The sequence below is a fragment of the Streptomyces sp. NPDC096132 genome (genome assembly GCF_044763345.1).
Taxonomy (GTDB): domain Bacteria; phylum Actinomycetota; class Actinomycetes; order Streptomycetales; family Streptomycetaceae; genus Streptomyces.
Genome location: NZ_JBIWGA010000040.1, coordinates 13,890 through 38,819, shown reverse-complemented (window position 1 = coordinate 38,819; position 24,930 = coordinate 13,890). Strand labels below are relative to the sequence as shown.

Annotated in this window: 23 protein-coding genes and 1 pseudogene; 13 read left to right on the top strand and 11 right to left on the bottom strand. The window is 68.5% G+C overall.

From position 1 onward, the window contains the following. Positions 1-194 precede the first annotated feature (194 nt). Positions 195-1,007: a hypothetical protein gene (locus ACIRF9_RS47670; protein WP_403836309.1), complete on the top strand. Its 813-nt coding sequence runs from the start codon at positions 195-197 to the stop codon at positions 1,005-1,007. A gap of 816 nt (positions 1,008-1,823) precedes the next feature. Here the strand turns inward: ACIRF9_RS47670 and ACIRF9_RS47665 are convergent. Further along, a complete protein-coding gene (locus tag ACIRF9_RS47665) occupies positions 1,824-2,006 on the bottom strand; it encodes a hypothetical protein (protein WP_403836307.1) in 183 nt (60 codons plus the stop codon). A gap of 17 nt (positions 2,007-2,023) precedes the next feature. Continuing rightward, a complete protein-coding gene (locus ACIRF9_RS47660) occupies positions 2,024-2,410 on the bottom strand; it encodes a VOC family protein (protein ID WP_403836305.1) in 387 nt (128 codons plus the stop codon). A gap of 63 nt (positions 2,411-2,473) precedes the next feature. Between ACIRF9_RS47660 and ACIRF9_RS47655 the strand changes: the two genes are divergently transcribed. Continuing rightward, complete coding sequence (locus ACIRF9_RS47655) at positions 2,474-3,439, top strand: helix-turn-helix transcriptional regulator (RefSeq protein WP_403836303.1); 966 nt, start codon at positions 2,474-2,476, stop codon at positions 3,437-3,439. Between the two features lie 232 nt (positions 3,440-3,671). Further along, positions 3,672-4,160 (top strand): GNAT family N-acetyltransferase, encoded by a 489-nt coding sequence (locus ACIRF9_RS47650; RefSeq protein ID WP_403836301.1) that lies wholly within the window; start codon positions 3,672-3,674, stop codon positions 4,158-4,160. 297 nt (positions 4,161-4,457) lie between these two features. On the opposite strand, the gene ACIRF9_RS47645 is transcribed toward ACIRF9_RS47650, so the two are convergent. From ACIRF9_RS47645 to ACIRF9_RS47635, 3 genes are all read right to left on the bottom strand, one after another. After that, the gene (locus ACIRF9_RS47645) at positions 4,458-5,204 is read right to left on the bottom strand and encodes a phosphotransferase family protein (protein WP_403836299.1); all 747 of its coding nucleotides are present in this window, start codon (positions 5,202-5,204) and stop codon (positions 4,458-4,460) included. A 144-nt stretch (positions 5,205-5,348) separates the two neighbouring features. Next, positions 5,349-7,238, bottom strand: a complete 1,890-nt coding sequence (locus ACIRF9_RS47640) for a pentapeptide repeat-containing protein (RefSeq protein ID WP_403836371.1) — start codon at positions 7,236-7,238, stop codon at positions 5,349-5,351. Positions 7,239-7,380: 142 nt separating this feature from the next. Next, positions 7,381-8,169, bottom strand: coding sequence for a metallophosphoesterase (locus ACIRF9_RS47635; protein WP_403836297.1), 789 nt, complete (start codon positions 8,167-8,169; stop codon positions 7,381-7,383). A 312-nt stretch (positions 8,170-8,481) separates the two neighbouring features. On the opposite strand from ACIRF9_RS47635, the gene ACIRF9_RS47630 reads away from it, so the two are divergent. The 3 genes from ACIRF9_RS47630 to ACIRF9_RS47620 all read left to right on the top strand — a co-directional run bounded on the left by ACIRF9_RS47630 (position 8,482) and on the right by ACIRF9_RS47620 (position 11,435). Next, the gene (locus ACIRF9_RS47630; RefSeq protein WP_403836295.1) at positions 8,482-9,129 is read left to right on the top strand and encodes a hypothetical protein; all 648 of its coding nucleotides are present in this window, start codon (positions 8,482-8,484) and stop codon (positions 9,127-9,129) included. A 563-nt stretch (positions 9,130-9,692) separates the two neighbouring features. Further along, complete coding sequence (locus tag ACIRF9_RS47625; RefSeq protein WP_403836293.1) at positions 9,693-10,169, top strand: nuclear transport factor 2 family protein; 477 nt, start codon at positions 9,693-9,695, stop codon at positions 10,167-10,169. Positions 10,170-10,766: 597 nt separating this feature from the next. After that, positions 10,767-11,435: a Type 1 glutamine amidotransferase-like domain-containing protein gene (locus tag ACIRF9_RS47620; protein ID WP_403836291.1), complete on the top strand. Its 669-nt coding sequence runs from the start codon at positions 10,767-10,769 to the stop codon at positions 11,433-11,435. An 842-nt stretch (positions 11,436-12,277) separates the two neighbouring features. Here the strand turns inward: ACIRF9_RS47620 and ACIRF9_RS47615 are convergent. The 3 genes from ACIRF9_RS47615 to ACIRF9_RS47605 all read right to left on the bottom strand — a co-directional run bounded on the left by ACIRF9_RS47615 (position 12,278) and on the right by ACIRF9_RS47605 (position 16,539). Beyond that, complete coding sequence (locus ACIRF9_RS47615; RefSeq protein WP_403836289.1) at positions 12,278-15,481, bottom strand: family 78 glycoside hydrolase catalytic domain; 3,204 nt, start codon at positions 15,479-15,481, stop codon at positions 12,278-12,280. 328 nt (positions 15,482-15,809) lie between these two features. Continuing rightward, on the bottom strand, positions 15,810-16,010 hold the full coding sequence (locus tag ACIRF9_RS47610; protein ID WP_403836287.1) for a hypothetical protein: 201 nt from the start codon (positions 16,008-16,010) through the stop codon (positions 15,810-15,812). A 175-nt stretch (positions 16,011-16,185) separates the two neighbouring features. Beyond that, the gene (locus ACIRF9_RS47605) at positions 16,186-16,539 is read right to left on the bottom strand and encodes a hypothetical protein (RefSeq protein WP_403836285.1); all 354 of its coding nucleotides are present in this window, start codon (positions 16,537-16,539) and stop codon (positions 16,186-16,188) included. Positions 16,540-16,714: 175 nt separating this feature from the next. Between ACIRF9_RS47605 and ACIRF9_RS47600 the strand changes: the two genes are divergently transcribed. The 4 genes from ACIRF9_RS47600 (at position 16,715) to ACIRF9_RS47585 (ending at position 21,581) form a co-directional block, all read left to right on the top strand. After that, positions 16,715-17,188: a nuclear transport factor 2 family protein gene (locus ACIRF9_RS47600; RefSeq protein ID WP_403836283.1), complete on the top strand. Its 474-nt coding sequence runs from the start codon at positions 16,715-16,717 to the stop codon at positions 17,186-17,188. Positions 17,189-17,213: 25 nt separating this feature from the next. After that, positions 17,214-17,762 (top strand): TetR/AcrR family transcriptional regulator, encoded by a 549-nt coding sequence (locus ACIRF9_RS47595; RefSeq protein WP_403836281.1) that lies wholly within the window; start codon positions 17,214-17,216, stop codon positions 17,760-17,762. A 525-nt stretch (positions 17,763-18,287) separates the two neighbouring features. Next, positions 18,288-18,440, top strand: coding sequence for a DUF6417 family protein (locus tag ACIRF9_RS47590; RefSeq protein ID WP_403836369.1), 153 nt, complete (start codon positions 18,288-18,290; stop codon positions 18,438-18,440). Positions 18,441-18,950: 510 nt separating this feature from the next. Next, complete coding sequence (locus tag ACIRF9_RS47585; RefSeq protein WP_403836279.1) at positions 18,951-21,581, top strand: SpoIIE family protein phosphatase; 2,631 nt, start codon at positions 18,951-18,953, stop codon at positions 21,579-21,581. 199 nt (positions 21,582-21,780) lie between these two features. Here ACIRF9_RS47585 and ACIRF9_RS47580 read toward each other — a convergent pair whose 3' ends face one another. From ACIRF9_RS47580 to ACIRF9_RS47570, 3 genes and pseudogenes are all read right to left on the bottom strand, one after another. Further along, a complete protein-coding gene (locus tag ACIRF9_RS47580) occupies positions 21,781-22,455 on the bottom strand; it encodes an L-2-amino-thiazoline-4-carboxylic acid hydrolase (protein WP_403836277.1) in 675 nt (224 codons plus the stop codon). Positions 22,456-22,746: 291 nt separating this feature from the next. Beyond that, positions 22,747-22,854 (bottom strand): annotated as a pseudogene (locus ACIRF9_RS47575) (transposase); the annotation flags it as partial. Between the two features lie 90 nt (positions 22,855-22,944). Beyond that, the gene (locus ACIRF9_RS47570) at positions 22,945-23,841 is read right to left on the bottom strand and encodes a LysR substrate-binding domain-containing protein (RefSeq protein ID WP_403836275.1); all 897 of its coding nucleotides are present in this window, start codon (positions 23,839-23,841) and stop codon (positions 22,945-22,947) included. 115 nt (positions 23,842-23,956) lie between these two features. Between ACIRF9_RS47570 and ACIRF9_RS47565 the strand changes: the two genes are divergently transcribed. Genes ACIRF9_RS47565 through ACIRF9_RS47555 form a run of 3 tightly spaced genes read left to right on the top strand, consistent with a single transcriptional unit; the run spans position 23,957 to position 24,886 of the window. Continuing rightward, positions 23,957-24,397 (top strand): YybH family protein, encoded by a 441-nt coding sequence (locus tag ACIRF9_RS47565; protein WP_403836273.1) that lies wholly within the window; start codon positions 23,957-23,959, stop codon positions 24,395-24,397. 59 nt (positions 24,398-24,456) lie between these two features. Beyond that, positions 24,457-24,690: a YceI family protein gene (locus ACIRF9_RS47560; RefSeq protein WP_403836271.1), complete on the top strand. Its 234-nt coding sequence runs from the start codon at positions 24,457-24,459 to the stop codon at positions 24,688-24,690. Beyond that, positions 24,683-24,886 carry a YceI family protein gene (locus ACIRF9_RS47555; protein ID WP_403836269.1) on the top strand — a complete coding sequence of 68 codons (204 nt, stop codon included), beginning with the start codon at positions 24,683-24,685 and terminating at the stop codon, positions 24,884-24,886. Before ACIRF9_RS47560 ends, ACIRF9_RS47555 begins: the two co-directional genes overlap by 8 nt. Positions 24,887-24,930: the final 44 nt, after the last annotated feature.

Below are 24,930 nucleotides of genomic sequence, written 5' to 3'. Positions count from 1 at the left end.
CGTGCCCGGTACAGGCGGCCCCGAGGTGCGCGTACTCGATCCTGGTCCATGTGCTCAGGATGTTCCCGGCAGTACTGTGCGCGAGGGGCCTGCCCGTAAGCAGAACACCAGTCGGCCAAGGGGCTTGAGCACCCTCGTGGGCCGACCACGCAGAACTGCGATCGGTACGGGCCGAAGCGGAGAAGGGACGGGTCGTGGGAGCTGGCGAGGATGTCTGGGCGGCCTTGGGTGACGCCTGGTGGGACGGGATGCTCAAGCAGTCCGAAGGGCTGGCCCAAGCGGCGGAAGCGCGGTGTCCGGGTGCGGTGAGGCGGCTGGACGCGCTGCTGCAGGCGTGGGCGGTCGGGTTCGCGACCGTGCGATCCGATGTCCTTTCGCCGCGCCTGACTGTGTCCCGGCGGGGCCTTCGCACGGACGAGGCAGCGGGTTTTCTGAGGGCACTCGATGCACGCGTGCTGCATGTGGATTCCGCCGGGTTCGTCGTGCCGCAGCTTTTTAGGCCCAAGGCTTCCGGGGGTCGGTACGCCCTGTTCAGCCGGAACGGCTCGGGCGTCGCGCTCAACTTGGAGTATCTGATCCAGATGGCCGCGGCCACGGAGCTGCTGGTGGATCACCAGGTGGCCGGCGCGGACATCTGTTTCGAGCACGGCGAGTTCGACGCGGTGGCGGAGAGCGGCGGCGTACCGGTGCTGGCCATGGAGGCCAAGGCCAGAATTGAGGGAGCGGATGGGCTGCTGGAGCTGTTGAACTCGCTGCTGAAGCTTGGTGTGAATCCGCAGACTGCGGTCAACGGAAATCACCGGCGTAAATACGCGGCACTCCTGGACATGGCGGCACGGGGACCGGTGGTGCTGTGGCTGGTGGCTGACGGGGCACGCTGGGCCTTCGACGCGGACAGGCTCGACGGGACACTGCGGCTGACGCCCCGTAAGACCGTGGGCAGCCCCCACCTGGTCGTCCCCACCGCACCGTCGGCTGCCGCCTCCGCGCCAATCCCTCAGCCGTAGCCTGTTGCGCGAGGAGGGCATCTGACACAGGCAGTTGATGTTCTGGGAGGTTTCGGAGTGACCATGGCGGAGTCTCAACGGATCCTGCTGCGGCTGGTCTACACACGAGGACCTTCGCAAGGCCAACTGCGCCATCCGCTCGGGCTTGGAAGCGGGGGAGTGGCTGATCCCCTCCCCAGGCTGCCGGTGTGGGTTCGGGCGGCGTCCCGATGCCGTGGGTCTTGCCTGGGGAGTGTCGGACGTCGGCTCGGTGCGGCTAGTGGATCAGTGGTCCCCGCATCATGGTGGCGAAGACTGGCGAGTCATCGAAAGGTTGCTGACAGGCGATTTTGCTTGTATCCCCAGGATTCGTAGACGGCCTTGAGGCGTCCTTCGGAGAGTTCCTCGTGGAGGGCTCGGCTGCGCCCTGGCCATGCGTGCCTCGCCAGGGCCTGAGCATGAGTTTCTCGTTGAGGGCGAGGGTTTTCTTGCCGTCTTCCTGACGTATTCAGCGGGGAGGGGGTGTTGCTCCGCGGTCCACCATCCCCAGCAAGTCGGACAAGCCGGCCCGCGCCGAAGCCGACCGGTACCGGCCGAGCCGAAGCCGACCGGTACGGCCTGTGGTCCGCGCTCGCCGAGGCCCAGGGCGACCTGATCTCTGCCCGGCAGGACCTTCGGTCCATGATGCGCGACCAGAACCGCCCCGGTGAGTGACGGCGTGCAACCGGACGGCGAGGGCCTCCGGTCGGGATTCCTGCGTAGGCCCTTTTGTCAGAGCCGGCCGCCGGGAGGGAGGCCTACCCCGCCCAGAACGGCCGCCCCTGCTCCGTCCGACGCCTACGGCTGGAGCGTCGCGGCGGCCCCGACCGCCTCGGCCCGCTCCAGCGGGGGCCGAGGACGGCGTCCCGCGTGGCTGATGAGGTAGATCTCGCAGCCCGGGAAGCCACGAAGCCTCTCCGCGACCCTCAGCAGGACGCCGGCGAGTTCGCCACTCTTACCCGAGTGCGCTGTCATGGTCATCAATCGGCCGATCATGTTCAGACCAGGGTGGTGATACAGAACGGGTGGCCGGCGGGGTCCAGCAGGACCCTCCACCGATCAGGCTGAGGCTGGGTGGGGGGCTCGACAGCACCCAGGGCCAGCAGGTGAGCCTGCGCGGACTCCAGGTCATCGACACCCAGTTCGATGTGGGCCTGCTTCTCCTGGGAGGGGTCCGGCCAGGTGGGCCGTCGGTAGTCGGCCAGCCGGTTGAACCCCAGTCCGGCCGAGCCCTCCTGGCCGAGCAGGATGAAGTCGTCGCTGGAGTAGGCGACCGGCAGGCCGAGTGCGTCGCCGTAGAAGCGGGCCAGTTCGGCGGGGTCCGGGCAGTCGAACGTGACGGCCGCGTAGCGGATCGCGGGTGCGGATGTGTTTCCAGTGCTCATGGGAAAGACACTATGACCCGACCAGGACAGATTCGGTCCTGGTCATGCGAGACACTTCACGATGTGATCAGCACATCCGCCCGCCTGCTGCGACTGGTTTCTCTGCTGTCCGCACGGCCATCGTGGACCTGCGGCGAGCTCGCCCTGCGGATGGCGGTCACCGAGCGGACGGTGCGGCGGGACGTCGCCAGGCTCCGGGAACTCGGCTACGGAATCGAATCCGACCCCGGGCCGTGGGGCGGCTACCGCCTTGGCGGCGGCACCCGGATACCGCCGCTCATCCTCGACGACGAAGAGGCACTCGCCGTGGCGGTCGGGCTGCGGGAGGCCGCGCTCAGCGGCGTCCTCGGCAGCGATCAGGCCGCATTGTCGGCACTGCTGAAACTGCGGCAGGTCCTGCCGCCGCGGATCGCGGGCAGGCTGGACGAGATGGACGCGGCATTCGTGCACACCCCCCGCCCCGACGAGCCGCAGATCGCGCCCGGCATGCTGCTGGAACTGGCCACCGCCTGCCGCCGGGGTGAGCGCACCAGCCTGTCCTACCGTGACAGGGAAGGAAAGGCCACGGTCCGGGATGTCGATCCCTACCGCCTCGTGCACACGGGACGCCGCTGGTACTTCGTCGCCCGGGATGTGACGCGGGGCGAGTGGCGGACGTTCCGGGCCGACAGAGTTGTGCAGATACGGCCGACCGGGCATGCAGTGGAAATCGTCGATTCGCCCGACCCGGCGCTGCTCGTCTCCCGCTCCATCGCTGCCGGCGCCTACCCCCTCTACGTGACGATCCGCCTCCCGCTGCCCATGGACCAGGCGCTGCGGCTGATCCCGCCGACGGTCGGCACCCACCGCCCGGAAGGCCCCGACGCAACGATCGTCGACATCGGCGGCCCGGACGCGGACGGGCTCGCCAAGTACCTCCTCAGTCTGGGTACGCCGCTGCGGGTCCTGTCGCCGGACAACGTGCGAGAAGCACTGTTGCGCCGTGCCCGGGAACTGTTCGAGGTCAACATGAACACTCAGTTCCCATAGAGGCGCTCCGTGGACTGCGAGGTGGGTGGCGATCAGCTCCTCGAACTGTTCGGGGTGGGTGTAGATCTTGGTGTTCAGCCAGGGTGCCTGCACACCAGACACAGCAAGATCTTCTCAACTGCCGGCCATTGCCTGAGCAGCAGTGGCCCGTGAGCCAGGGGTGTGGGCCGGGGGAAACGGCTTTGCGCCCTGTGTGATCGGCATGGATGCTGGCTCGCCGGAGGTACTGAAGATGATCAACGTTGTGTTGAAGCTGTCAGCCCGTGATTTGGTGCATGCGGACCTGGCGTCGTGCGGGTGGGCAGGGTCTGACCACCACCTGGCCAGCGTCGCCAAGCAGTTGGAACGTGTCCGGACCGGCGAGGTCGACTACCTTGCGGTCTGCCCTGCAACGGACATCCCTGTGGCGAAAGGCGGCGTCGACTACCAGGTCAAGAAGGGGGTCGGCACTCTGTGGCAGCTGGCAGTCCACCCCGCATTGCGGTCGTGCGGGATCGGCACGTTCCTTGTTGAAGCCGCAGAACTGCGGATCAGGAACCGCGGTCTGCGGCAGGCCGAGCTCGGTGTGGAGGAACGCAACCCCCGGGCACGTGCGCTATACGAAAGGCTGGGTTACGTCGCGTACGACCGTCAGCCGGACTCGTGGGACGAGCAAGCCCCTGATGGATCGTTGCGCCGCTACGAGACGATGTGCACGTTGATGCGGAAGGAACTCACGTAGGCTCAGTCACCTTCGCGGGGCCTATCAGCGGACGCGGCATCCCAGTTCATGGTGTCGTCAGATCCGGGCGCCGTACTCCGAAGCTGTCGGCCACGGCGGAGGCCTCTTCCTCAGATCCAGCCAAGCTGTGGTCGCGCAGCGGGCTCATCCGCACCCAATTCGCCCTGCCCGTGCATGCTGCGGCACGTGCGTACTCGATGGAGCGAAACCGGACTCTGCGGGACGGCTTGTCCGACGACGAGAGAGTGCGGACGTGGCGACGTAGCCCAAGCGGTCACGAGATAGGCCCGCGCAGCCTCACATCCGGGATCTCAGCACGTCGACCTCACAGCCTGGCGCGAAGGGGTCGAAGCCGTGCTCGATCAGCCAGCGAACTATCAGCAGGCTTCGCAACGACCACCACGCGTGGATCACGTCGAGGTCGACGTCGGTGCCATAGCCGGCGATGACGTCGTCGAGGTGCTCCTCGTGTCCGAGCGTGAAGGTGGCGAGGTCGTACAGGGCGTCACCCTGGCCCGCCTCGGACCAGTCGATGATGCCGGTGACCTCGTCGCCGTCGACGAAGACGTGCGCGATCTGCAGGTCGCCGTGTGTGAACGCCGGAGTCCACGGCCGGAGCGCGGCCTCGGCGACCTGGCGGTTGCGGGAGACCAGGTCAGCGGGCAGGACATCGTTCGTCGCGAGCACCTCGCACTCGTCATCGAGTTCCGCCGCCAGCGCGACGATGCTCCGCCCGGCCCGGCCCGGCAGGGGCGGCAGGGGCGCTTCGTGCAGCTTCCGGATGGCGGCGCCCGCCGCGGCCCACGCCGCCGGCGATCCGGTCGACGGTCCGCCGAGGCGCCCAAGCGTCGTCCCCGGGAGTGCGGCGATCGCGAGCACGGGCGGCTTGCGCCACAGGATCTCCGGGGTCGGGACCGGCGCGAGGGACATCGCCTCGACCTCGACGTCGATGCGCGCCTGATCGGGGTCCACCTTCAAGAACACGTCACCGACGCGCAGAGTCGCGCGCTCGCAATGGGCGACGACGACTTGGACCTCATCCATGGGCGACCAGTATCCCGGGGATGATTGCCGACGTCGCCAGGTTTGTCGCGTGCGATTAAGCGGCTGACCGCGTCCCGCTACCGGCGGCCTCGTGCACGACACCGGCCTCTGACCAGGTCAAGCCCTCCACTCTTGTAGGAGTCCTCAGTCCGCGTCCAGTGCGGACAACAGCATGGTGATGACGCGAGTGGCGGCATCCCACTGCTCCGCGGTGAGTTCGGGGAAGGCCTCCGCCACGGAGGCGGGGATGGGCGTGCCCTCGATGTTCCACGCCACGTCGGAGACGAGGACGTCGGTGTCGGCGATCTTCAGCCCGGACCGTTGCGACTCGGGGGCGTAAGGGGGGCCCGGCACCGGGCCGTAGGCCAGGTGGCGGACGCTGGTGAGGTTGTCCGGGGTTTCGGAGCCGGCCGTCAGGAACGCCTGCCGGAGCCTGCCGGTGAGGTCGCCCGGGTCCGCGGTGCCTCTGGCTCCCAGAAGCATCCTGACCAGGTCCTGCTTGGTGTTGGTCTCACGCACGAACGTGTCCGCGTGGAAGACGCAGTGCCCCAGCCCCCACAGCTGCCGGAGCCGGGCCCCCGAGAAATCGGCACGGCCGTGGAAGGCCGCGCGTCCACCGCGCCCGCCGGGCAGGCAGAAGTCGATGCCACCGCGGCGCACTTCACCGAAAGTGGCGCCGGCGAACGTGGTGTTCCCGTAGAACTGGGTGCCGGTGAAGTCCCCGTAGGCCAGTCGGCAGCCGCTGAGGTCGAGGTCGATCAGCGTGGCGCCCGAGAGCCCCAGGCGTATGCCCTCCCAGAACGGCCGGTCCGAGGACGGGCGCGTACGGTCGGCGAGAAGCCTCTGGGCAGCGTGCCGCGCCCGCAGTTCACCGAACTGGGAAGGGGAGAGCGCGAACACGTCGGAGGTGACCTCGAAGGCCAGAGGGGTCCGTAGATAAGCGCAGAGGGTGTCGGCCACACGCTGTCTGAGTCCGGGGGCGAGGTCGCCGAGTGCCCCCAGCAGGCCCACGCCGGTGAGGCGGACGTCGGGGTCGGGGGCGGCCAGTTGGCGGTGGTACGGCGCGACGGACTCGTCAGGTATCAGGCGCCCGTGGCGCCCGCCCTCGGTCCCTGACATGGTCGCGCTCCAGCCGAGCGGCCAGTCCTGACTTTCGCCCCTGGTGGCGTCGGACACCCGGGCGTCGGTGAGGTCGGCGGCGGGTTGTTCGAGGTGGACGCGCCCGCCGAAAACGGCCCGGTGGAACAGCGCCTCACCGCCGAATCGTGCCTTCCAGAACCAGGCGGCTTCCGCGAACCGGGCATCGGTGAACGACACCCGGCCGTTGAAGCGCGCCCCGTCGCCGCCCTCCTCCCAGTCCTGGTAGTCGCCCTCCAACACCATCATCGGCCAGTGCGGATCGTCCTCGTTGAGCTCGTCCCAGGGGACGGGACGCCTCTCCTCCGCTTCCTCCCAGGCCGGATCGTCCTCGTCGAATTCGTCCTCGCCGCGGCCGAACCAGGCGATCCCCTGGAAGCGCGCACCCGAGAAGTCGGCGGTGCCACGGAATCTCGTACGTCCGAACACGGCCATGCGGTCGAACCCGGTCCCTGAGAAGCGTGCCTCCCCGTCGAACACCGAGCGCTGGAAGAGCGCTTCCCCGGTGAAACAGGCGCCGTCGAATGTGCACGCACCGAGGAAGCGTGCGTCCGCGAAGTCCGCCTCTCCGAACCGGCAGCCGCTGAAGTCCACATCCGGCAGCAGGGCGCCGGAGAGATCGACATCGAGGTGTTCCGCGCCCTCGGCGGGATGTGCGCGCGCCAAGGCGGCGAGCACCCCGACCGCCACCGCCCGTACCCCGGCCGAGGGGTCGCCGGGGTGTGCCACCGGCTCGCGCAGATAACGGCAGACGGCCTCGGCCACCTGCTGCCGCCGCACGGGATGCTCATCGGCGAGTGCCCTCAACTCCCGCAGCGCGGCGCGGTGTACGTCGATGTTCGCTCCGGCCAGCTGGCCGACGGCGCGCCGGCACACCTCGGAGACGTCCGACTGCATCGTCAACGAACCTCCTGTCGCCGGCCTCGCCGGCAGACATCGCGATGTGCGTTTATGCCAGGGGACAGTACCGGTCACCGCTGACATCCCGCCTTCGGCAGGCGCCGCGGAGGCGCACTCGCCGCGGGCTTCGCGTAGCCGATTACCTAGGTGTGCGCACCTTGCCGGTCGGTGTCGGCACCGTCTGCTCGACAAGTGTCAGGCGCCCGGCGGCGTCCCGTTCGAGGACGGCCAGCGCGCCCGGTCCCGAGCGTATGTGGTCCAGACACACCACTTCGGTGGGGCCCACGGTCGCCCTGTGACGACGGTGCATATGGCCGCAGAAGTACCAGCGGGGCCGGAGCTCCGCGCACAGTTGCCGCAGCTCCGGGCGCCCGATCGAGCTCTCCCGGTGCGGTTCGGCGATGCCCGACGGCCAGTCATGGGTCAGCAGGATGTCCACCTGCCCCCCGCGCCGTGCCGCCCGTGCCGTCTGCCGTACCTCGTCGGCGACGTAGTACGTGCGCTCCCTGGGGGTGGTCCGGCGGGCCCTGGGGACGTCGGTCAGGCGGGGCGAGTGGATGCCGGACAGATACGCGACCCTCACCCCGGCGATCTCCGTCACCCCCGCCCGGCCAAGGAAGCAGGCGCTGTTGCCCCACCGCCCCGGGCCGGCCGCATCGAGCGCGGGCCACGGTTCGTGGTTGCCGCCGATGAAGTACAGCGGTGCTCCCAGGTCGAGCAGCCCCTCCTCCACCAGGGGAAAGTCACCAATCTTGCGGAACTTCGCCGGGCCGTGTACTCCCGCGGCGTCCTCCTCGTCGCGGTTGGCCTCCACATCGCCGACCGCCAGGATGGCATCCAACGGGCCCCGGGCCTCCCGGACGACCGCCGACCAAGCGGCGAGCAGCTCGAACTCGCCGTGAACATCCCCGACCACGAGGATGCGCACTGGGCGATCGGTGTTCCTGACGGCGCTTCTGGTCACAGTCGGGTTCCGTATCGGTCCGGTGAGCGGTGGTTTCAGCGGACACTACGGTCGCCAGCAGCCGGACCGCCACGGGATTTACGGCCCCGGCGCACGAACCCGGACGGGCGGGCGCCTTCGGCGCGGCCCGCGGAGAGTGTCAGAGGGCGGTTCGCGAGCTGATCTCCGTTTCCGGAAGAGGTGAGGGGCAGGACTGCTGGTCGCGGGGACTCCAGGAAGTACGACTTCCCGGCGAAGCGGCCAGGCACGATGTGGCCGTGCTGACAAGATCGGGTCATGGGATTGAACATGGTCGTCGGTGTGCTCAGCGATGCCGAGGACGACGACTACACCGAGATGCTCCGAGCTGACTTCGTTGCGATCGCCGAGCTACTGGAGCGGGCGGGAGCGCAGCAGTGGACCGAGCCCGATCTGGTTGAGGCGGAGGACACGGAGTTCGAGATGTGGGGTTACTCGGGCCTGCATGCCGTTCGTCGTCTCGCCGTCCACCTTGTGGCGAATGGACGCCTGCCCGAGCCGTTGCACGAGGCCCAGCGGGCGACTGACGACCCGCTGTTGAGCAAGGTCTACAAGACTCTCCCAGGCGGCCCTCCGGGACCGTACGACCACCTGATCCATCATTCGGACTGCGAGGGGTACTACGTCCCTGTCGACTTCACCCACGTCCTCGTCGACAAAAACGCACCTGGCGGCTACCTCGGTTCCTCGGTGCGACTGCTGGCGGAAACCCGTCGACTCGCTGAAGCCCTTGGTCTTCCAGAAGACCTCGATCCGCACTCCGAAGAGGTCTTCGAGGCCACCGATGCCGAAGAGCCGGCCGGCCAGGGATGGCAACGTCACGGTGTCGAATCCTATGTCTGCCTGCAACTCCTCCGGGCTGCGAAACTCTCGATCGCGACCGGAGCAGCCATCGCCCTCGTCTGAGAGCGCGCTTCATGAGTCGGTGTCCGCTCTCGGCCAGGGCTGCTGCTGGCACGACTTCGGTACCGCGGAGTTCCTGTTCCGCGTGTTGAATGCCCAACCGGGCGTCGAGGTGATGAACGAGACGCCGTTGTGGGGCGACAGGAGTCCTTCGTACGTGAATTCCGCGGAGCGTCGCCGCGCACGGGGAAAGTGAATCGACCAGGGTTCTCATGAGACCTACGACGAGGGCTTCGCTGGGCGGGGCGGTACTGGCCACCCTGTCCACGACCCGCGTGCTCCAGCGACGGCAACGCCGACACCGCCGAGCCTCGTCTCTCCCACGGCGGACACGACCAGCACGGTGGGGTGGCGGGTGTCGGCCGACAACGCTGGAAGAACCGGTGGCGCTCCCCGATGCCGTGATGGTGGCCGGCCTTCGGGCGGAGTAGAGGTCGTTCGGCCTCGGCTGCGCCCGCGGGCGCTCCACCTTGACGTAGTAACGCGGCCGACGAACGCGGCATCTATCGCGGATGCGCCAGGCAAAGGAGTCGTGGACGCGCAGGCGGGGCTGGTAGGAAGTGGAGATGACTACCAGTGATCTTGACCCGATGGAGCGTCTCCTCGCTGAACACGCCTGCGAACGTTTGATCTTGGAACTCGTGCGTCGTCTCGATCTCGGTGAGCCGAGCACGGTCTCCGACCTCTTCACTCCCGACGGAGTCTGGGAATGGCCGTATGACCAGCGGCGGATCGAAGGCCGGGAGGCTCTGCGCGAGTACTTCGGCTCTCGACCGGTGGACCGGTTGTCCCGGCGAATGTGCACGAACATCCTGGTCACCGTCGACTCGCCTCACACTGCCGCAGCGACTACTTACTTCGCGACATACCGAGTCGACGGTTATACCGAGGGGACGCTGGTGGCGCCCCGGTTGCCGGCGAACATCGGCCACTACCAGGATACTTTCCGCAAGATCGACGGCTCTTGGCTCTTGGCGACACGGACTCTCGTGCTGCCTTTCGGCGGGCCGACCGAACGCCTGGACAGTCCCATCCCGTCCTGATCGAGAGCCGGCCTCAGCTGGTGGTGGTCTCCGGTGTTCGGGCCGCCCCAGGTGCTGGCGAGTTGAGTGCTTCGGCGTGCCTTGGCCCCGGCCGGTCCGCCGCATCCTGCTACGATCAGGCGCACGATTTGAACGCGTTCAAAAGGATGGGATTTGTATGGCTGAGCCGACCACGCCCGACCGAAACGACACGCCCGCCGTAGCCTTGGGTCCGACCGCGCTTGTCCTCGGGACCATCTCCGCGTTGGGCGCATGGCCTGCGCTCGTTTTCGTCGCATTTCCTTGGTCAATCCTTGCCGGCGCCCTTTCTGTCACCTTTGGCTTGGCGGGTATCTACTGTGCTAGGCGCGGCGTCGGCCGCTTGTGGGTCGCCACTGCTGGAGTCATCCTTGGAACGATCGGGCTGGCTGGCGCTGTCGCCTTTATCGGGGCATATGGCGCCTAGGTCTCTATGTGGTTGTCAGCCCATCATTGCGAGGGGGTATCGCGAGGAACAGAGCACGTGGCACTCGGCGCCTGTTCCTGATGTGATGCCATGACGGCGGTGGTGAACCCGGGTTCGTTGCGCGCGCCCGTCAGCCATGGTTGGCTCGCCCGATGGATCTTCTGTTGACGGCGAGTGGCCTGCGCAACGAGACACTGCGGGATGCGCTGCGGGACATGCTGGGAAAGCCTTTCGGGTCGGCGAACGTGGTGTTCGTTCCCACGGCGTCAGTTGCCGAGCCCGGGGACCACGGGTGGCTCGTCGCGGACATGAACCGACTGCACGGCCTCGGCTGGCGGGAGTTCGACGTCCTGGAGCTGAACGGCCTGCCCCGGCGTATGGTGCTCGACCGGCTGCTCCACGCCGACGTCATCTATGTCGAGGGCGGCAGTCACTACCATCTTGCACGCAGCATCACGGGCAACGACCTGGCCGACGGCTTCCTGAAGGCGCTGGAGAGCCGGGTCTATGTGGGGGTGAGCGCCGGGTCAATGATCTTCAGTCGGAATCTCACCGAGCACTCCGCTGATGTCATTGGGGACGCGACGGACCTCCGCGTGCTCGGCGCGACGACATTGGAGCCGCCGTTCGGCCTCTTCGACTGGTATCTCAAGCCCCACCTGTACTCGCCGGATTTCCCCGAGCGGGACGACGCCTGGGCTGATCACATTGCCTCGCGGGCCGACTTCCCGATCTACTTCATCGATGACGAAACGGCCATTCGAGTCAGGGACGACAAGCTGGATGTCATTTCTGAGGGCCGGTGGCGGTTCCATCCGTGACTCGACGCGTGGGTGGGAGCCCCGGGCGGGGAAGTGCGGCGCTCAGTGGCGCGCTGATGCGGAGCTGTCGGGGTGAGTGCCTGCGTCAGGCGGCCTGCTCGAGGTAGTTCGGGCTGATGTCGCGCCGGTCGGTGGGGCGGCCTTTGCGGTGGGTGAGCCGTCTGGTCAAGAGGGGGATGGCGGCCCGGACACCTCAGGCACGTAAGAAGTCACGCGGCCGGGCATGACCTCGCCTATCGTCAGCTCGGTGAAGAACCGCCCGTTCTCCTCGCGTTCGAGGCGGACGCGGGCGGGCTGGAACCTGTCTCCTGTCTCATCTCCGCAGAACGGGTCGAGGCCGTGCGGGAAACCGTTCTGCGGTACTGGCGCGACGACGCAGCCCCTGGCCAGCGGTTCGCGACGTGGGTGCGGCCACCGGCGCCGCAGGCGGACTGAGCTGCCACCACCAGGTCAGATGGGGGTGGGAAGGCCACGGCCTCCTGCCTTGGCGAGGTTCGGCGGCGGTGCAGGCGGCTTCCAGCTGGACCAGGAGGGCGATCATCTGCTTGCCGAGGGCGTACTCGACAAGTGCAGGTTGGTGGGCCCAGTCGGCTCGGAAGACCTCACGGCGCCGGTCGGCCTGCGCTTCGATCCCCCGTGTAGCTGTCACGCGCCTTCATCTCGTACTCCGGCACCGGCCGTATCCGGGCGAGGTTGCCCTGCCCGGTTTTCCGAAGCCCGCACGCTAGTGCAGGACTGGCCGGCCGCCCGGTTACCGGACGATCCACTTCAGCCTCCCTTCGGCCCAGCCGGGTGTGCTCCAGGTGGGCCGAGGCAGCCGGCGCATCACCCTCGCGGGCGGGCTACCCCGTCAACGCAACCGTCGCGGTGCCGGAGCCGACCGGACCGACCCGCAGCACTGTTCCGGTCACGTCGGTGAACGATGTCACGTCGGGGCACCCGTTGTTCCCCGGGGTGGCCGCGGTCACCCGGTATGCCGCCGGGTCAGCGTCGCCGATCTCCAGTTCCAGGACGGCGCGGGTGTTGGGCGGCAGGGTCACCTCCAGAGAGTGGGCACCGGCCGAGCGGCGTACGGAGACCGAGACCGGACCGCGCAGTGACGGGACCATGCCGTCGACCTCGGTGAGGTCTCCGGTCCTGGGCCGGATCCGGAACGTGGCCGCGCCCGCCTCCGCTACCCGCACGCCCAGCACATGCCTGGCGACGGCGTTGGCGGGAGCGGAGGCCCACGCGTGGGAAAGGGTCATGTTGGACTTCAGCGACGGATCCCAGGCCTCGGTGACGATGGTGGCCTTCAGGCCATCCAGCATGTGCAGCCAGGAGTTGGTGGCCGTCGAGGTGAGCAGCCCCAGAGCGGCGTCGGACCGGCCGAGCCGGAAGAGCGCGTCGAGGAGGAACTGCGCCCCGTACACGCTCACTTTCATTCCGCCCGCGGCCAGCGTGTCGCCGAGCCTGGCCAGTACGGCGTCGTCCAGGGCGTCGGCGACTCCGAGCGCCACCGGGAAGGCGGTGGCGTGCTGGGCGCTGTGGGTGGTGTCGGCGCCGTCGCGGAACCTGCCCGCCGAGCTGTCGAGCAGGGTGTCGCGCATGGCGGCGGAGAGGGTGTCGGCCCGGTCGCGCAGGGACGTGGCGTCGTCGGTCTTCCCCAGTGCGGTGGCGCACTTGGCGAGGGCGTCGAAGGCCGCGTACTGGAAGGCGTTCACCACGGTGTTGACGGAGGTGAAGACGTAGCTGTCGCGGCTGGCGGCCGGCCAGTCCACCAGGTCTCCGAGGTCCTGGCTCGTGTTGCCGGGCGACTTGCGGACGAGGCCGTCGGAGCCGAGGTAGGAGGTGAGGTTCTTGGCGAGGAGCAGGTCGTAGTCCTTGGCGAGCTGCCGGTCGTCGCCGGTGGCGAGGTAGTCCTCCCAGGCGGATATCGCGCACATCAGCCTGTACTCGGTAGGCCAGGTGCCCTGGCGTACCAGGTAGTCGTTGGACCACCGGGCGAGCGCGTAGGAGCGCTGGACGCCGTACTCGGAGAGCTGGTTGATCAGTGCGTCGCCCTCGTAGGGGCCGCGCTCGCGGGTCGGGGTGTCCGTGTAGAGGTCGCCGCGGGTGGCCTCGATGGAGTAGCGGCACAGCTCCCAGACCCGGTCCAGATCGGGGTTGGAGCTGCTGAAGGAGGTCTGGGTGTCGTCCCAGTCCAGCTTCCAGGCGCGGCCGGTGACGGTCGCCTCGGAAAGGTCCAGAGAGGTGCGCAGCTCCGCCCAGCGGAAGCCGCGGTAGCCCCAGTGCTCGAAGCGCTGGGCGCCGTCGCGCAGGGTCCACACCTCGCGGTAGGTGTTGGTGGCGCGCAGCTGGTACTTGACGGTGCCGTCGGTGTTCAGCTCCTCGCCGAGGCGCACCTCGACGGTGTCGCCCGCGCTTCCGCCGACCTCCAGCGCCAGCCCGCCGACGATCTCCCGGCCCAGGTCCACCAGCCAGCGGCCGTCAGCCACCTTGGTGACCTTGGCCGGGGCGATGTCGTGCAGCCGTACCGGCTCGATCGGGGCGGGGACGAGGCCGTCGATGGCGGCGCGGGCGGCGGGGGTGGACCAGTCTCCGTCGTCGAAGCCGGGCTCGGTCCAGCCGACGGGCTCCTGGCGCAGGTCCCAGTACTCCTGGGGAACGACGTAGTAGCTGCTGCCCGCGCTGCCCTTGGCCGGCAGCAGACCGGCCTGGCGGCGGGCCTTCCAGTCGCTGCCGGAGCCGATGGTGGCCCGGCTGCCGTCGGCGTACGTGACCTCCAGCTGGGCCAGGAACTTCTGCTGCGAGGTTGTGTAGCAGAGCGCGGCCAGGGCGTTGGCCCTGCCCGGGCGCAGCGTGTCGGTGATGTCGAAGGCCTGGTACGCCACTCCGCTGCCGGAGCGCACCGAGGCGTGGCCGACCAGGCTGCCGTTGCTCCACACCTTGGCCACGTACTGCCGGGCGGGGGTGGGGGAGGTGGCCGCGACGTACAGCACGGCGGCGGCGATGTCCTTGCCGGCCAGGTCGTACTCGTGGCGGAGCAGGGCCCAGGTGTCGTCGGCGCCGTAGGAGGAGAGCGAGGAGGCGCCGGTCGGGAAGGTGAGGACGCCGTTGGCCACGGTGCCGGCGGAGAAGGTGCTCTTGTCGGAGGCGAAGTCGTCCTGCAGCAGTACGGTGCCGTCGGCGGCGGTGAAGCGGACGCTGTCGTACACCTGCGATTCGGTGAGGCCGTTGCGCAGTCCGATGTTGCCCGAGGTGTAGCGGGTGTGGGTGGTCGTGTCGACGACGGTGCCGTTGATGGTGGTGGTGAAGGTGGAGCCGGACATGGTGACCGCGAGGTCCACCCATTCACCGGTGTTGACCGGGAAGGGCAGCGTGACCTCGCCGAGGACGGTGTAGGTCCCGTTCACACACACGTGCTTGCGCAGCACTCCGGCGGCGGCCCCGGCGCGCAGCTGCCACATGTAGTTGTTGGCGGTGTTGGTCGCGCGGAACCACAGGCCGGCGGCGACCGTGGTGATCTTCAGCCGGGTGGCGAAGGTGCCGTCGGTCATGGTCGGTCCGGCCTTGACCCAGATGGGCTCGGCCTCCCACTCGTCCTCCACCGAGGTGGCCAGCAGCACCGGCTCCGACCAGGACGACCGTCCGCCTGTGTGCGGCCAGCTGCAGACCCGCCACCAGTAGGCGGTACGGGGCTTCAGCGCCGGTCCGTCGTAGGCCACGGCGGTGGACGCGGCGGAGTCCACCTTGCCGCTGTCCCAGAGCAGTTGGTCGTCCCCGAAGCCGGTGGGGGTGGCGGCGAGCTGCAGCTTGTACGCGCGCTGGAGGGTGCCTGCGCCGAAGTCGGGGACCTGCCAGCTGAACCGCGGCTGCTTCCCGGCGGTGGTAACCAGACCCTTGGGCAGCAGGTCGGTCAGCATGCCGGTTGGTGCGGGGGGTGCGCCCTTGCCGGTGCCCGCGCCCTGCGCGGCGGCGACCGCGCGCGGCCCGGTGAGGACGACGGAGGCGGTCACGGCGCCCCCCAGCTGGAGGAGTCTTCGGCGCGACAGCGGTCTGGGCATGGGGCACCTTCGAGGGTGAAAGGTTTCAGTGCGGGTGCCCGGAGGTTAGAGGCAGGCCAAGAAAATGGTCAACAGATGGGACGGAATTGGCTCGTGTGACCTTGAAACGATTTAATCCGCCGGTTCGCACCAAGATCGGGTCATGGCTCCCAAGCGCCTCTTGGACAGGGGGATTTGATCTGATCATGGGCACGGGTGCGAGGACAACGGAGAGGGTGCGTTCGAGGCCCCAGCGGTCCGGGAGGTGACTGCCGAAGGAGCCGATGACGCCGCCGACGCCCCACGCGAGCAGCGCCATGGTGAGAGGGGTGCCTTTGATGTGGGCGATCTACGCGAGGGCGTCTGCGGCGTGGGTGCGAAACGTCATGTTCGAGGCGCTGATGAGCAGAATGAAGGCGACCACGGCGATGACACGGCGTTCGGCCGGAACGGTGAACTTGGTGCTGTGGTACCAGCCGCCGAGCGGGGTGTAGATCTTGCCTCCCATCGAGGTGATGTCGACGACGGTTCCGGATCGCTGGGCACGCATGCGGGGCATGACGAGCTGGGTCCGCTACACCATGTGCTGCGTTGTCGCGGACTTGGACCTCGTCGGCATGTCGTCCGTGAAGTCGCCGGCCGCGCGCCGGGTCGGCCGAGGGGCGCAGCGGTACGGGCGCAGCATCGGCGGTGGAGGCGGGGGAGGAAAGGGCCGACGCCGATAGTCAGCAGGTGAGCCGCTCTTTGCAGCTGAGGAAGTCCGGGGTGTCGTCGAGGGCGTGGGACATGGCGATGCTGGTGACGATCGCGCAGCCGAGCACCACCAGGGCGACGAAGGCGCGGAACTGGAGCGGGAGGGCGTCCCAGCGGCGGCGGGCCCGCGGGCGGGACGTCCGGCGGGTGGTGAAACCGGGGGTCGGGCGGCGCCCGCGGAGCTGGCGGGCGTGCGGGCTGTCCGGGAGGCACAGGCCCACGTCGCGATGCCCGGTGTCCTTCGCGTGCTGGAGCGACGTCCGGACCTCCCGGCCGGACTCGGCCCAGACATCGGCCCCACAGCCCTTGCAGACGTACGCGGCCACGCGCTTCCCCCCTGAAGACGACTCGTGCAGCGTAGCGGCCTGCCGCCGCGCCGAGGCGGGGAGCGGGTCAGGACTCCTCGTCGACGAGGGCGGCCGGGACGAACCTCCTGCTCGGCTACCCGCAGCGGCTGGCGTCGTGGTAGGTTATAGGTCAATCACTAACGTAGGAGTGAAGATGACGGTCAAGGAAGACGACGCCGCCCGTCGCGCCGCTGCCCAGCACGCCCTGACCGAGCACCTGCGCCTTACCGCCGCAGGACGCGTCGACGAATGGGTGGAGCTGTTCGCCCCGGACGCGGTGCTCGAGTTCCCGTACGCGCCGGCCGGCGTGCCCCAGCGGGTGACGGGGCGAGACGCGCTGGTCGCGCACATGAGCAACTTTCCCGAGACCTTCGACGTGGAGTTCGTCGACCTGGTGTTCCATGACACGGTTGATCCGAGTCTGGTGATCGCTGAATTCCGCTCGAAGGGCACTGCGCTGCCGACCGGCAAGCCGTACGAGCAGACGTGCATCTCCGTCGTGCGGACCGATGACGACGCGCGCATCACCCACTACCTGGACTACTGGAACCCGCTGGTGGCGATCGAGGCGCTCACGCCCAACGAGGTGCCGGCCGACTCCGACCTCAGCGTGACGTTTGGCGGCTGAGGGGAGCCGTGTTTGACTGACGCCCATGCCTGCCGCCGGTACCAGCACGAAGAGCGACGAACGACGTCGAGCCATCATGGCCGCCGCGGTCGACTGCTTCGCGCAAAAGGGTTTCTACGGTACGACGACGCACGAGATCGCAGAGTGGGTCGGCATCTCTCAGCCGTATCTCTATCGCCTGTACCCGAACAAGGAAGCGCTGTTCGCGGCGGTGGTCGACCACGTGTCCGTCGTCATGACCGACACGTTGGTCGCTCACGCACCGGCGTCGGGTGGGGCCTGGCCGACGCCCGAGGCCGCGCTGGATGCCGCGCGCGGCGCCTACGCCGCGCTCGTGGCAGACCGGAACATCCTGCGTTTCCTCATGCATGCGAACTGTGCCGCCGGCGAGCCGCTGGTTGGACAGGCCGTGCGTCGGTGCTACGCCAAGCAGGTCGACACTGTTCGGCAGCTGCTGGGCGACGACGACGCCGTGCGGCGCTGGTTCGGCGCCGGAATGCTCGACAATGTCGTCGCCGTGCTGGGTCTGGCCGACATCGACGAGCCGTGGGCGCACGTCCTCACCGCTCGATGACCCGCCATCGGCAGTTCGGCGACGACGGCCCCGAGTCTTCCCCGTAGGCCGGCTCGGCCGGTGGGACTCGGCTTCTTCGCCCAGCCGCGGGGAGGCTTCTTCCGGGTCGGCCTCCCGCTGGGCGGGCGCGAGGGCGACGGCCACGGCGGTCTCCGCTGCGGCCAGGTCCCGCTCGGCAATCACGAGCTCCTCCCGCTCGGCTGGCCTCCTGCTGGAGCTTGGCCAACTCCGCAGCGAGCGTGGCCAGTTCACCCCGGCGAGCCGTGATCCGCTCCAGCTCATGCATCCCCGCGCCCTCCCACGCTCTCCTGGCGTACCTGCGGGCCACGGATCGTAAGAGCGGCACAGCGGGCGGCGCAGCAGAACCCGAAGACACCCCGAACGACATGTCAGACGATCTTCGCTGCATGTATCGCCTGCAGGGACGATCGTTCGGCTGAAGCCTTGCAGAGCCATTCGCCCCGTAGACGAAACCGCCGCTTTACGACCGCGCACGTTCTCCGCCGGTGACCTGACCTCGATGAGATCGACTTCGCTCCCGTGGAGCACGACACCGAGCGGCTGCGGCTGCTGACACTGGACGAGACGTGCGAGCTGATCAGGGTGCTGCGCACGGTCGCGGAGGAAGGCGAGCCGGTTGCACGGGAGGCGGACCGGCCGGTGCGGGAGAATTTCTAGGCCCGGACCGTTCCGGCACGGACAACTCCGCAGGAGCGGCACGCAGACGACGTCCGCGAAGGCGGCGTCGCCCTGCGTCCCGGCGGGGTCCTGCCCGGCATGCGGGCCCGGTCGATTCAACGATCGTCCGGGCCCCTCGGTATCCGGCTCACGCCGGGGGCTCCGGCCGATGCTCCAAGCCCGATGTACTGCTCCAGAAGCCCGATGTATAGCTCCAGCCCGGTCGCCCTGAACACCGTGCCCGCACCAGGAGAATGCGCCTGCTTCCGGGCTGCCACGCCCCGGTTGACCGTTCGGGATGGCTGACCCGCGGGACTTACGGATCTCTTGGTACTCCCGGGGTGCCTGTCGCCTCAAGTGGCTGGTGGGGTGCCAGAGGCGGTGAATTGTCGGCGCGGACAGGGACGGCTCGGAGGCGGGCCCGTGACGGAGTGGGGTGACCAGTGTTAGAAATGCCGGATGGAAGACCGCTTTGCCCGATTCCGGCACATATCGTGGCTACGGTCACTGATGCGGAAGAACACGCGAAGTGTCGCGGGACAGATGTTCCTCATGCAGGTGACGCTGGTGGTGCTGCTCGTGGCATTCGCCGTCTTCGCCCTTGTCCTGCAGTCGCAGCGGCACACCAATGCCGAGGCCAAACGGAGATCCATAGCCGTGGCGCAGACTTTCGCGCATTCTCCGGGTGTGCTGACGGCACTGCGAGGGCCCGATCCCTCGAAGGTCCTGCAGCCGCTGACCGAGGCCGGACGCACGGCCGCGGGCGTCGACTTCGTCGTCGTGATGGACACGAAGGGGATCCGCTACACCCACCCCCTTCCGGACCGGATCGGGAAGCGGTTCGTGGGAAAGATCGAGCCGTCGCTCGCGGGGAAGGTCTACACCGAAAGCGTGCACGGCCCCCTCGGTGAGGAAGTCCAGGCGACGGTGCCGATCCGGAACACCCGGAGCCAGGTGGTGGCCCTCGTCTCCGCCGGGCTGAAGGTCAAGAACGTGACCGGTCTGGTGGAGCGGCAGATACCGATCATCCTGACCGCCGGGGCGGTCGCCCTCGCAGCGGCCACCGCCGCCACGGTGCTGGTGAGCAGGCGGCTGCGACGGCAGACCCACTGCCTCGCCCCGAACGAGATGACCCGCATGTACGAGCACCACGACGCCGTGCTGCACTCCGTGCGCGAAGGGGTGCTCATCGTCAATGACGAGGGGCGGCTGCTGCTGGCGAACGACGAGGCCAGGCGGCTCCTGGAGCTGCCCCCGGACGCGGAGGGACAGCATGTGTCCCGGATGCCGGCCCTCGAACCGGAGATGATGTCGCTGCTCAGGTCCGGCCGCGAGGCCAATGACGAGGTGCATGTGGCCGGACCGCGGCTGCTGGTGGTCAACCAGCGGCCCACGGACTGCGGCGGAGGCCCCAAGGGCACCGTTGTGACGCTGCGAGACTCCACGGAGCTACGGGCCGCCTCCGGCAGAGCCGCGATCACAGGAGAGCGGCTGAAGCTCCTCTACGACGCAGGACTGGGAATCGGCACCACCCTGGACGTGATCCAGACGGCCGACGAACTCGCCCGCATCGCCGTCCCCCGTTTCGCCGACTTCGTCACCGTGGACCTGGCCGACGCCGTGCTGCACGGTGAGGAACCGGCGAGCACGGCGAAGGGCATGAGACGCGTCGCCGTATGCGGTATCCGCGACGACCAGCCGCTCTACGAGAAGGGCCGGCTGATCGACTTCGTGCCCTCCACGCCCCAGGCGCGCGGCTACGGCACCGGCCGCTCGGAACTGGTGACCGACCTGTCCACCGCGACGGGATGGCATCTGCAGGACCCGGAGCGCACCGGTCTCATCGTGGACTACGGCATCCATTCCCTCATAGCGGCTCCGATCCAGGCCCGCGGTGTCGTCCTGGGCATGGTCAACTTCTGGCGCTCCGAGGAGCACGACCCCTTCGACCAGGAGGAGCTCTCGCTGGCGGAGGAACTGGTGGCCCGTGCGGCGGTCAGCATCGACAACGCCCGCAGGTACACGCGGGAGCACGCCCTGGCGGTCACTCTCCAGCGCAGCCTGCTGCCGCGAGGCCTGCCCGAGCAGAGCGCCCTCGACGTCGGCTACCGGTACCTCCCGGCCCAGTCGGGTGTGAGCGGGGACTGGTTCGATGTGATTCCGCTGCCGGGCAGCCGTGTGGCCCTCGTCGTCGGTGACGTGGTCGGCCACGGCCTGCACGCCGCCGCGACCATGGGGCGGCTGCGGACAGCGGTGCACAACTTCTCCACGCTCGATCTGCCCCCCGACGAACTGCTGAGCCATCTGGACGACCTGGTCGGGCGCATCGACCAGGACGAGGCGTGCACGGAAAGTCCCGCCGCCGTCGTGGGCGCCAGCTGCCTGTACGCGATCTACGACCCCACGACGCGCCGCTGCACCATGGCACGCGCGGGACACCCGGCTCCCGCGCTGGTCCATCCCGACGGAGACGTCACCTTCCCCGACCTGCCGCCGGGTCCACCACTGGGTCTCGGCGGCATGCCCTTCCAGGCAGCGGAGCTGGACATCGCCGAAGGCTCCCAGCTCGTGCTGTACACCGACGGTCTCATCGAGGACCGGACCCGCGACCTCGACGAGGGAATGGAACTCCTGCGCAAGGCCCTGGCGGGTCACCCTGAGCGCGCTCCGGAGGAAAGCTGCAAGGCCGTGCTGGGAGCGCTGCTGCCCGAACGCCCCACGGATGATGTCGCTTTGCTCATCGCCCGCACCCATGCGGTGCAGCCGGACCGGATCGCCGAGTGGGACGTGCCCCCCGATCCGGCAGCCGTCGCGGGGGTCCGCGCCGCGGCGAGCGACAAGCTCGACGAATGGGGGCTGCCCGAACTGGGCTTCACGATGGAACTGGTACTGAGCGAGCTGGTCACCAACGCCGTCCGCTACGGTTGCGAGCCGATCCACATGAGACTGATCTACGACCGCACGCTGATCTGCGAGGTGGCTGACGGCAGCAGCACCTCGCCCCACCTGCGCTACGCCGCCACGACCGACGAAGGCGGCCGGGGCCTGTTCCTGGTGTCGCAGCTGACCGAGCGCTGGGGAACCCGGTACACGCCCCAGGGCAAGGTGATCTGGGCGGAGCAGGCCCTGCCGAAACGCTGAGACGACATCCGCTTGTCGACCACGGGCCTGGTCTTCAGGCCGGGGAGGAAACGAAGCTCCTGCCGTTCACGCGGGCGGATCGGCGTCGGCGTACGTCGGCGGGTGACTCCGACCGGGAGGCGTTGGCGCGCACCGGTCCGAGCCCCCGCCGTCGGGTGCCGTCGACGGCACCGGGCGGGTTCACCATGCGCGAAGCTCCTCAGCCGTTGCGCTCCTTGTCGTCGACGAACCGCTTCTCGAGAGCGTCGCTGTAGCCGTTGAGAGGGTCGTCGGTCTCAAGGACGGCGAAGCGGCACCTGCTGTCACCGAGTGACAGCAGGGAGGTGCGTTCGGCGCGCAGTCCGCTGACCGCGGGGTCGATCGACTTCATGAAGTTCACGTCGAACGCGCACATCACCGTCGTGACGGGCGTGGCGTCGTGGCGGGCGAAGAAGTCGCGCCAGAAGCAGCGCCTGACGTTCATCTCGAAAAGGCCCGGCTCCGGTCGTTGAAAGTCGAACTCGAAGTGAGCGGGGTAGAGCTTCACCATCACGCGGCACGTCTTCTCGATCTTGTCGAGCGCGTGGTCCCGCTCGTTGAGGGTCGAGAAGACCATGTCGTACGGGCGTTTCAGCACCGGGCTCATCGCGTGCTGGAGATAGCGGATCGCACGCTTTTCGTCCCCGTCGAACAGGGGGACCAGCTTCTCGAACGCGGCCAGTACCACCGCGCCGATCGCCAGCGCGCCCTTCGACGGTCCGTCGGTGGCCATGTCCTCGTCCGCGTCGGCGATCTCCTCCGCCCGCGCGCGGATCGCGTCGATCAGCTCGTCCTCGAGATCGGGTGCCACATGGTGGAGGTGTTTGCGGACCTCGCCCAGAAACCTGCGGGGCATGACGCGACCCATCAACCAGTGGGCCTCCGCTCCGATTGCCTTGTCGATGGCATTCATAGAGTCACCCCTGCCTGCTGATCGCGATCAGAGACGGCCAAAGGGGTGCGATCTCGGTGGGGGCTTCGGCCCGGTTCTTCGATCCCGATGCTGTGAAAAAGCGTACTGCCGGGCCTATCCGGACGCTATCCAGCCGCCGGGCGCGGGTGATTGCTGGGGTGCCGGTACCTGACTGCTGTACCGCAGGATGCCGTCAACGATCCCGGTCATGCCGGTCGTTCCCAGACACTCCACGACCGCGGCCAGAGTCCGCAGCCGCACTCCGGGACTGACGGTGCACCCTCGTTCGGCGAGCAGTGGCCGGACCTCGCTGATGGCCCGGGTGATGGTGGAACGGTCCATGTGATCGCCGTACGAGTCGCGTTCTCCACCACACGACCATGATCGACGATCAGGAGCTCGACGCCTCACCGCCTACCGTGCACGAGCTCGTTAGCGGGAGGGAGGTTCGCTGGTGGTCCAGTTCCAGTCGGTGATGGTGGTGCGCATCAGGCGGGCCGCGGTGGACAGGTGGCTGTCCGGGGCCCAGTACAGGGTCACGGTCCGGCGGGAGGCGGGGTCGTCGAGGGGGATCCAGGCGAGGGGGGCACGGGTGGCGCTGCGGCGGGCGAAGGCGGGGATGAGGCCGATGCCCAGGCCCGCGCTGATCAGGTCCGCGATCGCGCTGTGCTCGTCGCTCTCGCACACGATCTTCGGGGTGAGGCCGTGTGCCGCGAAGAGTCGATCGAGCAGGCGGCGCAGCCAGTGCCCGTTGCGGGCGGTGACGAACGGCTGGTCGGCGAGGTCGCTGATGGTCACGGACGCACGGCCCGCCAGCGGGTGATCGAGCGGGAAAGCTGCTCCCACCTGCTCCTCGAACAGCCGTGTCGCCTCCAGCCCCTCGGCGTGGACGGGTTGCGAGGCGACGCACAGATCGATTTCCTGGGCGCGTAGCCGGCGGGCCATGTCTTCGGGCGGCGACCAGTGGAGCCCGATCTCGACGGCGGGATGGGAGCGTTTGAAGGCCGCCAGTGGCCCGGTGAGGGTGAGGAAGGTCTCCGACGCCAGTCGCACCGCGCCCAGGCCCTGGTCGGCGGCGTCGGTGACGGCCCGCCGTCCTGCCTCGAGCTCGCCGAGGGCGCGTTCGACATGGTCGCGGTAGAGCCTGCCGGTGTCGTTCAGCCGGAGCCGGCCACTGCGGTCGAACAACGGCGCGCCCAGCTCGCGCTCCAGCCGGGCGATGGTGCGGCTGAGCGACGGCTGGGCGATCTGAAGCTCGTCGGCGGCCCGGCTGAGGTGCTCCAGCCGCGCGACCACCAGGAACTGCCGGAGCGAGTTCAGCTCCATCATGTCCCCCAAGTCATAGCCTCATAGCAATATTGATCTTAGACAAGATAGCTCAGTCATCATAGTTTCGTAGTGTCAGAAGCCGAGCGGCCCACCACGAAGGGAAACTCCAGTGACGATGCCCACGCCACGCGAGGCGGACGAAGCCCTGATCCGCCGCCAGATCGGCAAGATCGTTGAAGGGCTGCGGGACAAGGACCTTGAGGGTCTGGAGCGGCTCTACACGACGGACGTGGTGTCCTTCGACGTCGAACCGCCGCTCCAGCACGTCGGGGTCGCGGCCAAGTCCCGGAACTGGGCGAACGTGTTCGCGTTCTTCGAGACCGTGACCTACGAGGTCCGGGACCTCGTCCTCGCCGTGGGCGACGACGTGGCCTTCGGGCACGCCTTCGCCCGCCTCAGCGGCACACTGAAGAACGGCACGGCCACGAGCGGCATGTGGGTCAGGATCACCTACGGCCTGCGGAAGATCGACGGCGCCTGGCTGATCGCCCACGACCAGGTCTCGGTGCCCCTGGACATCGTGTCCGGCAAGGGAGTGACCGACCTCGAACCCTGACGAACCACTCACCCGAGACCAGCCACGCCCTGCGCAACCCCACACCCACGGAGACGACCATGGAGACCATCCCCGCGACCGTCACGATCCCCGACTACCTGGTCGGCATCTGGAAGGCCGACCCGGTCCACTCCGAGATCGCCTTCTCCGTACGCCACCTCATGATCAGCAAGGCGCGCGGCCGGTTCACCGCCTTTCGACGTCACGATCGTCACGGGCGAGGACCTCCTGGACTCCTCCGTCACCGCGACGATCGACCTGGCGTCCGTCGACACCGGCAACGCGATGCGTGACGAGCCGCTGGCGGTTGAGGTGAACGGGTTCGGCTCCGACCAGTGGGGCGGGCAACGGGACGGGTTCTCGGCGACCGCGGAGATCAACCGGCGTGACTTCGGCATCGACATCAGTGTCCCGCTGGACGCCGGAGGCGTCGCGGTCGGCGACACGGTGTCGATCAGTCTCGAGATCCAGGCCGTCCTCCAGAAGTGACCCGCCCCTGACCGACGGCCACCCGCTGGTCCATGACGAGCGGC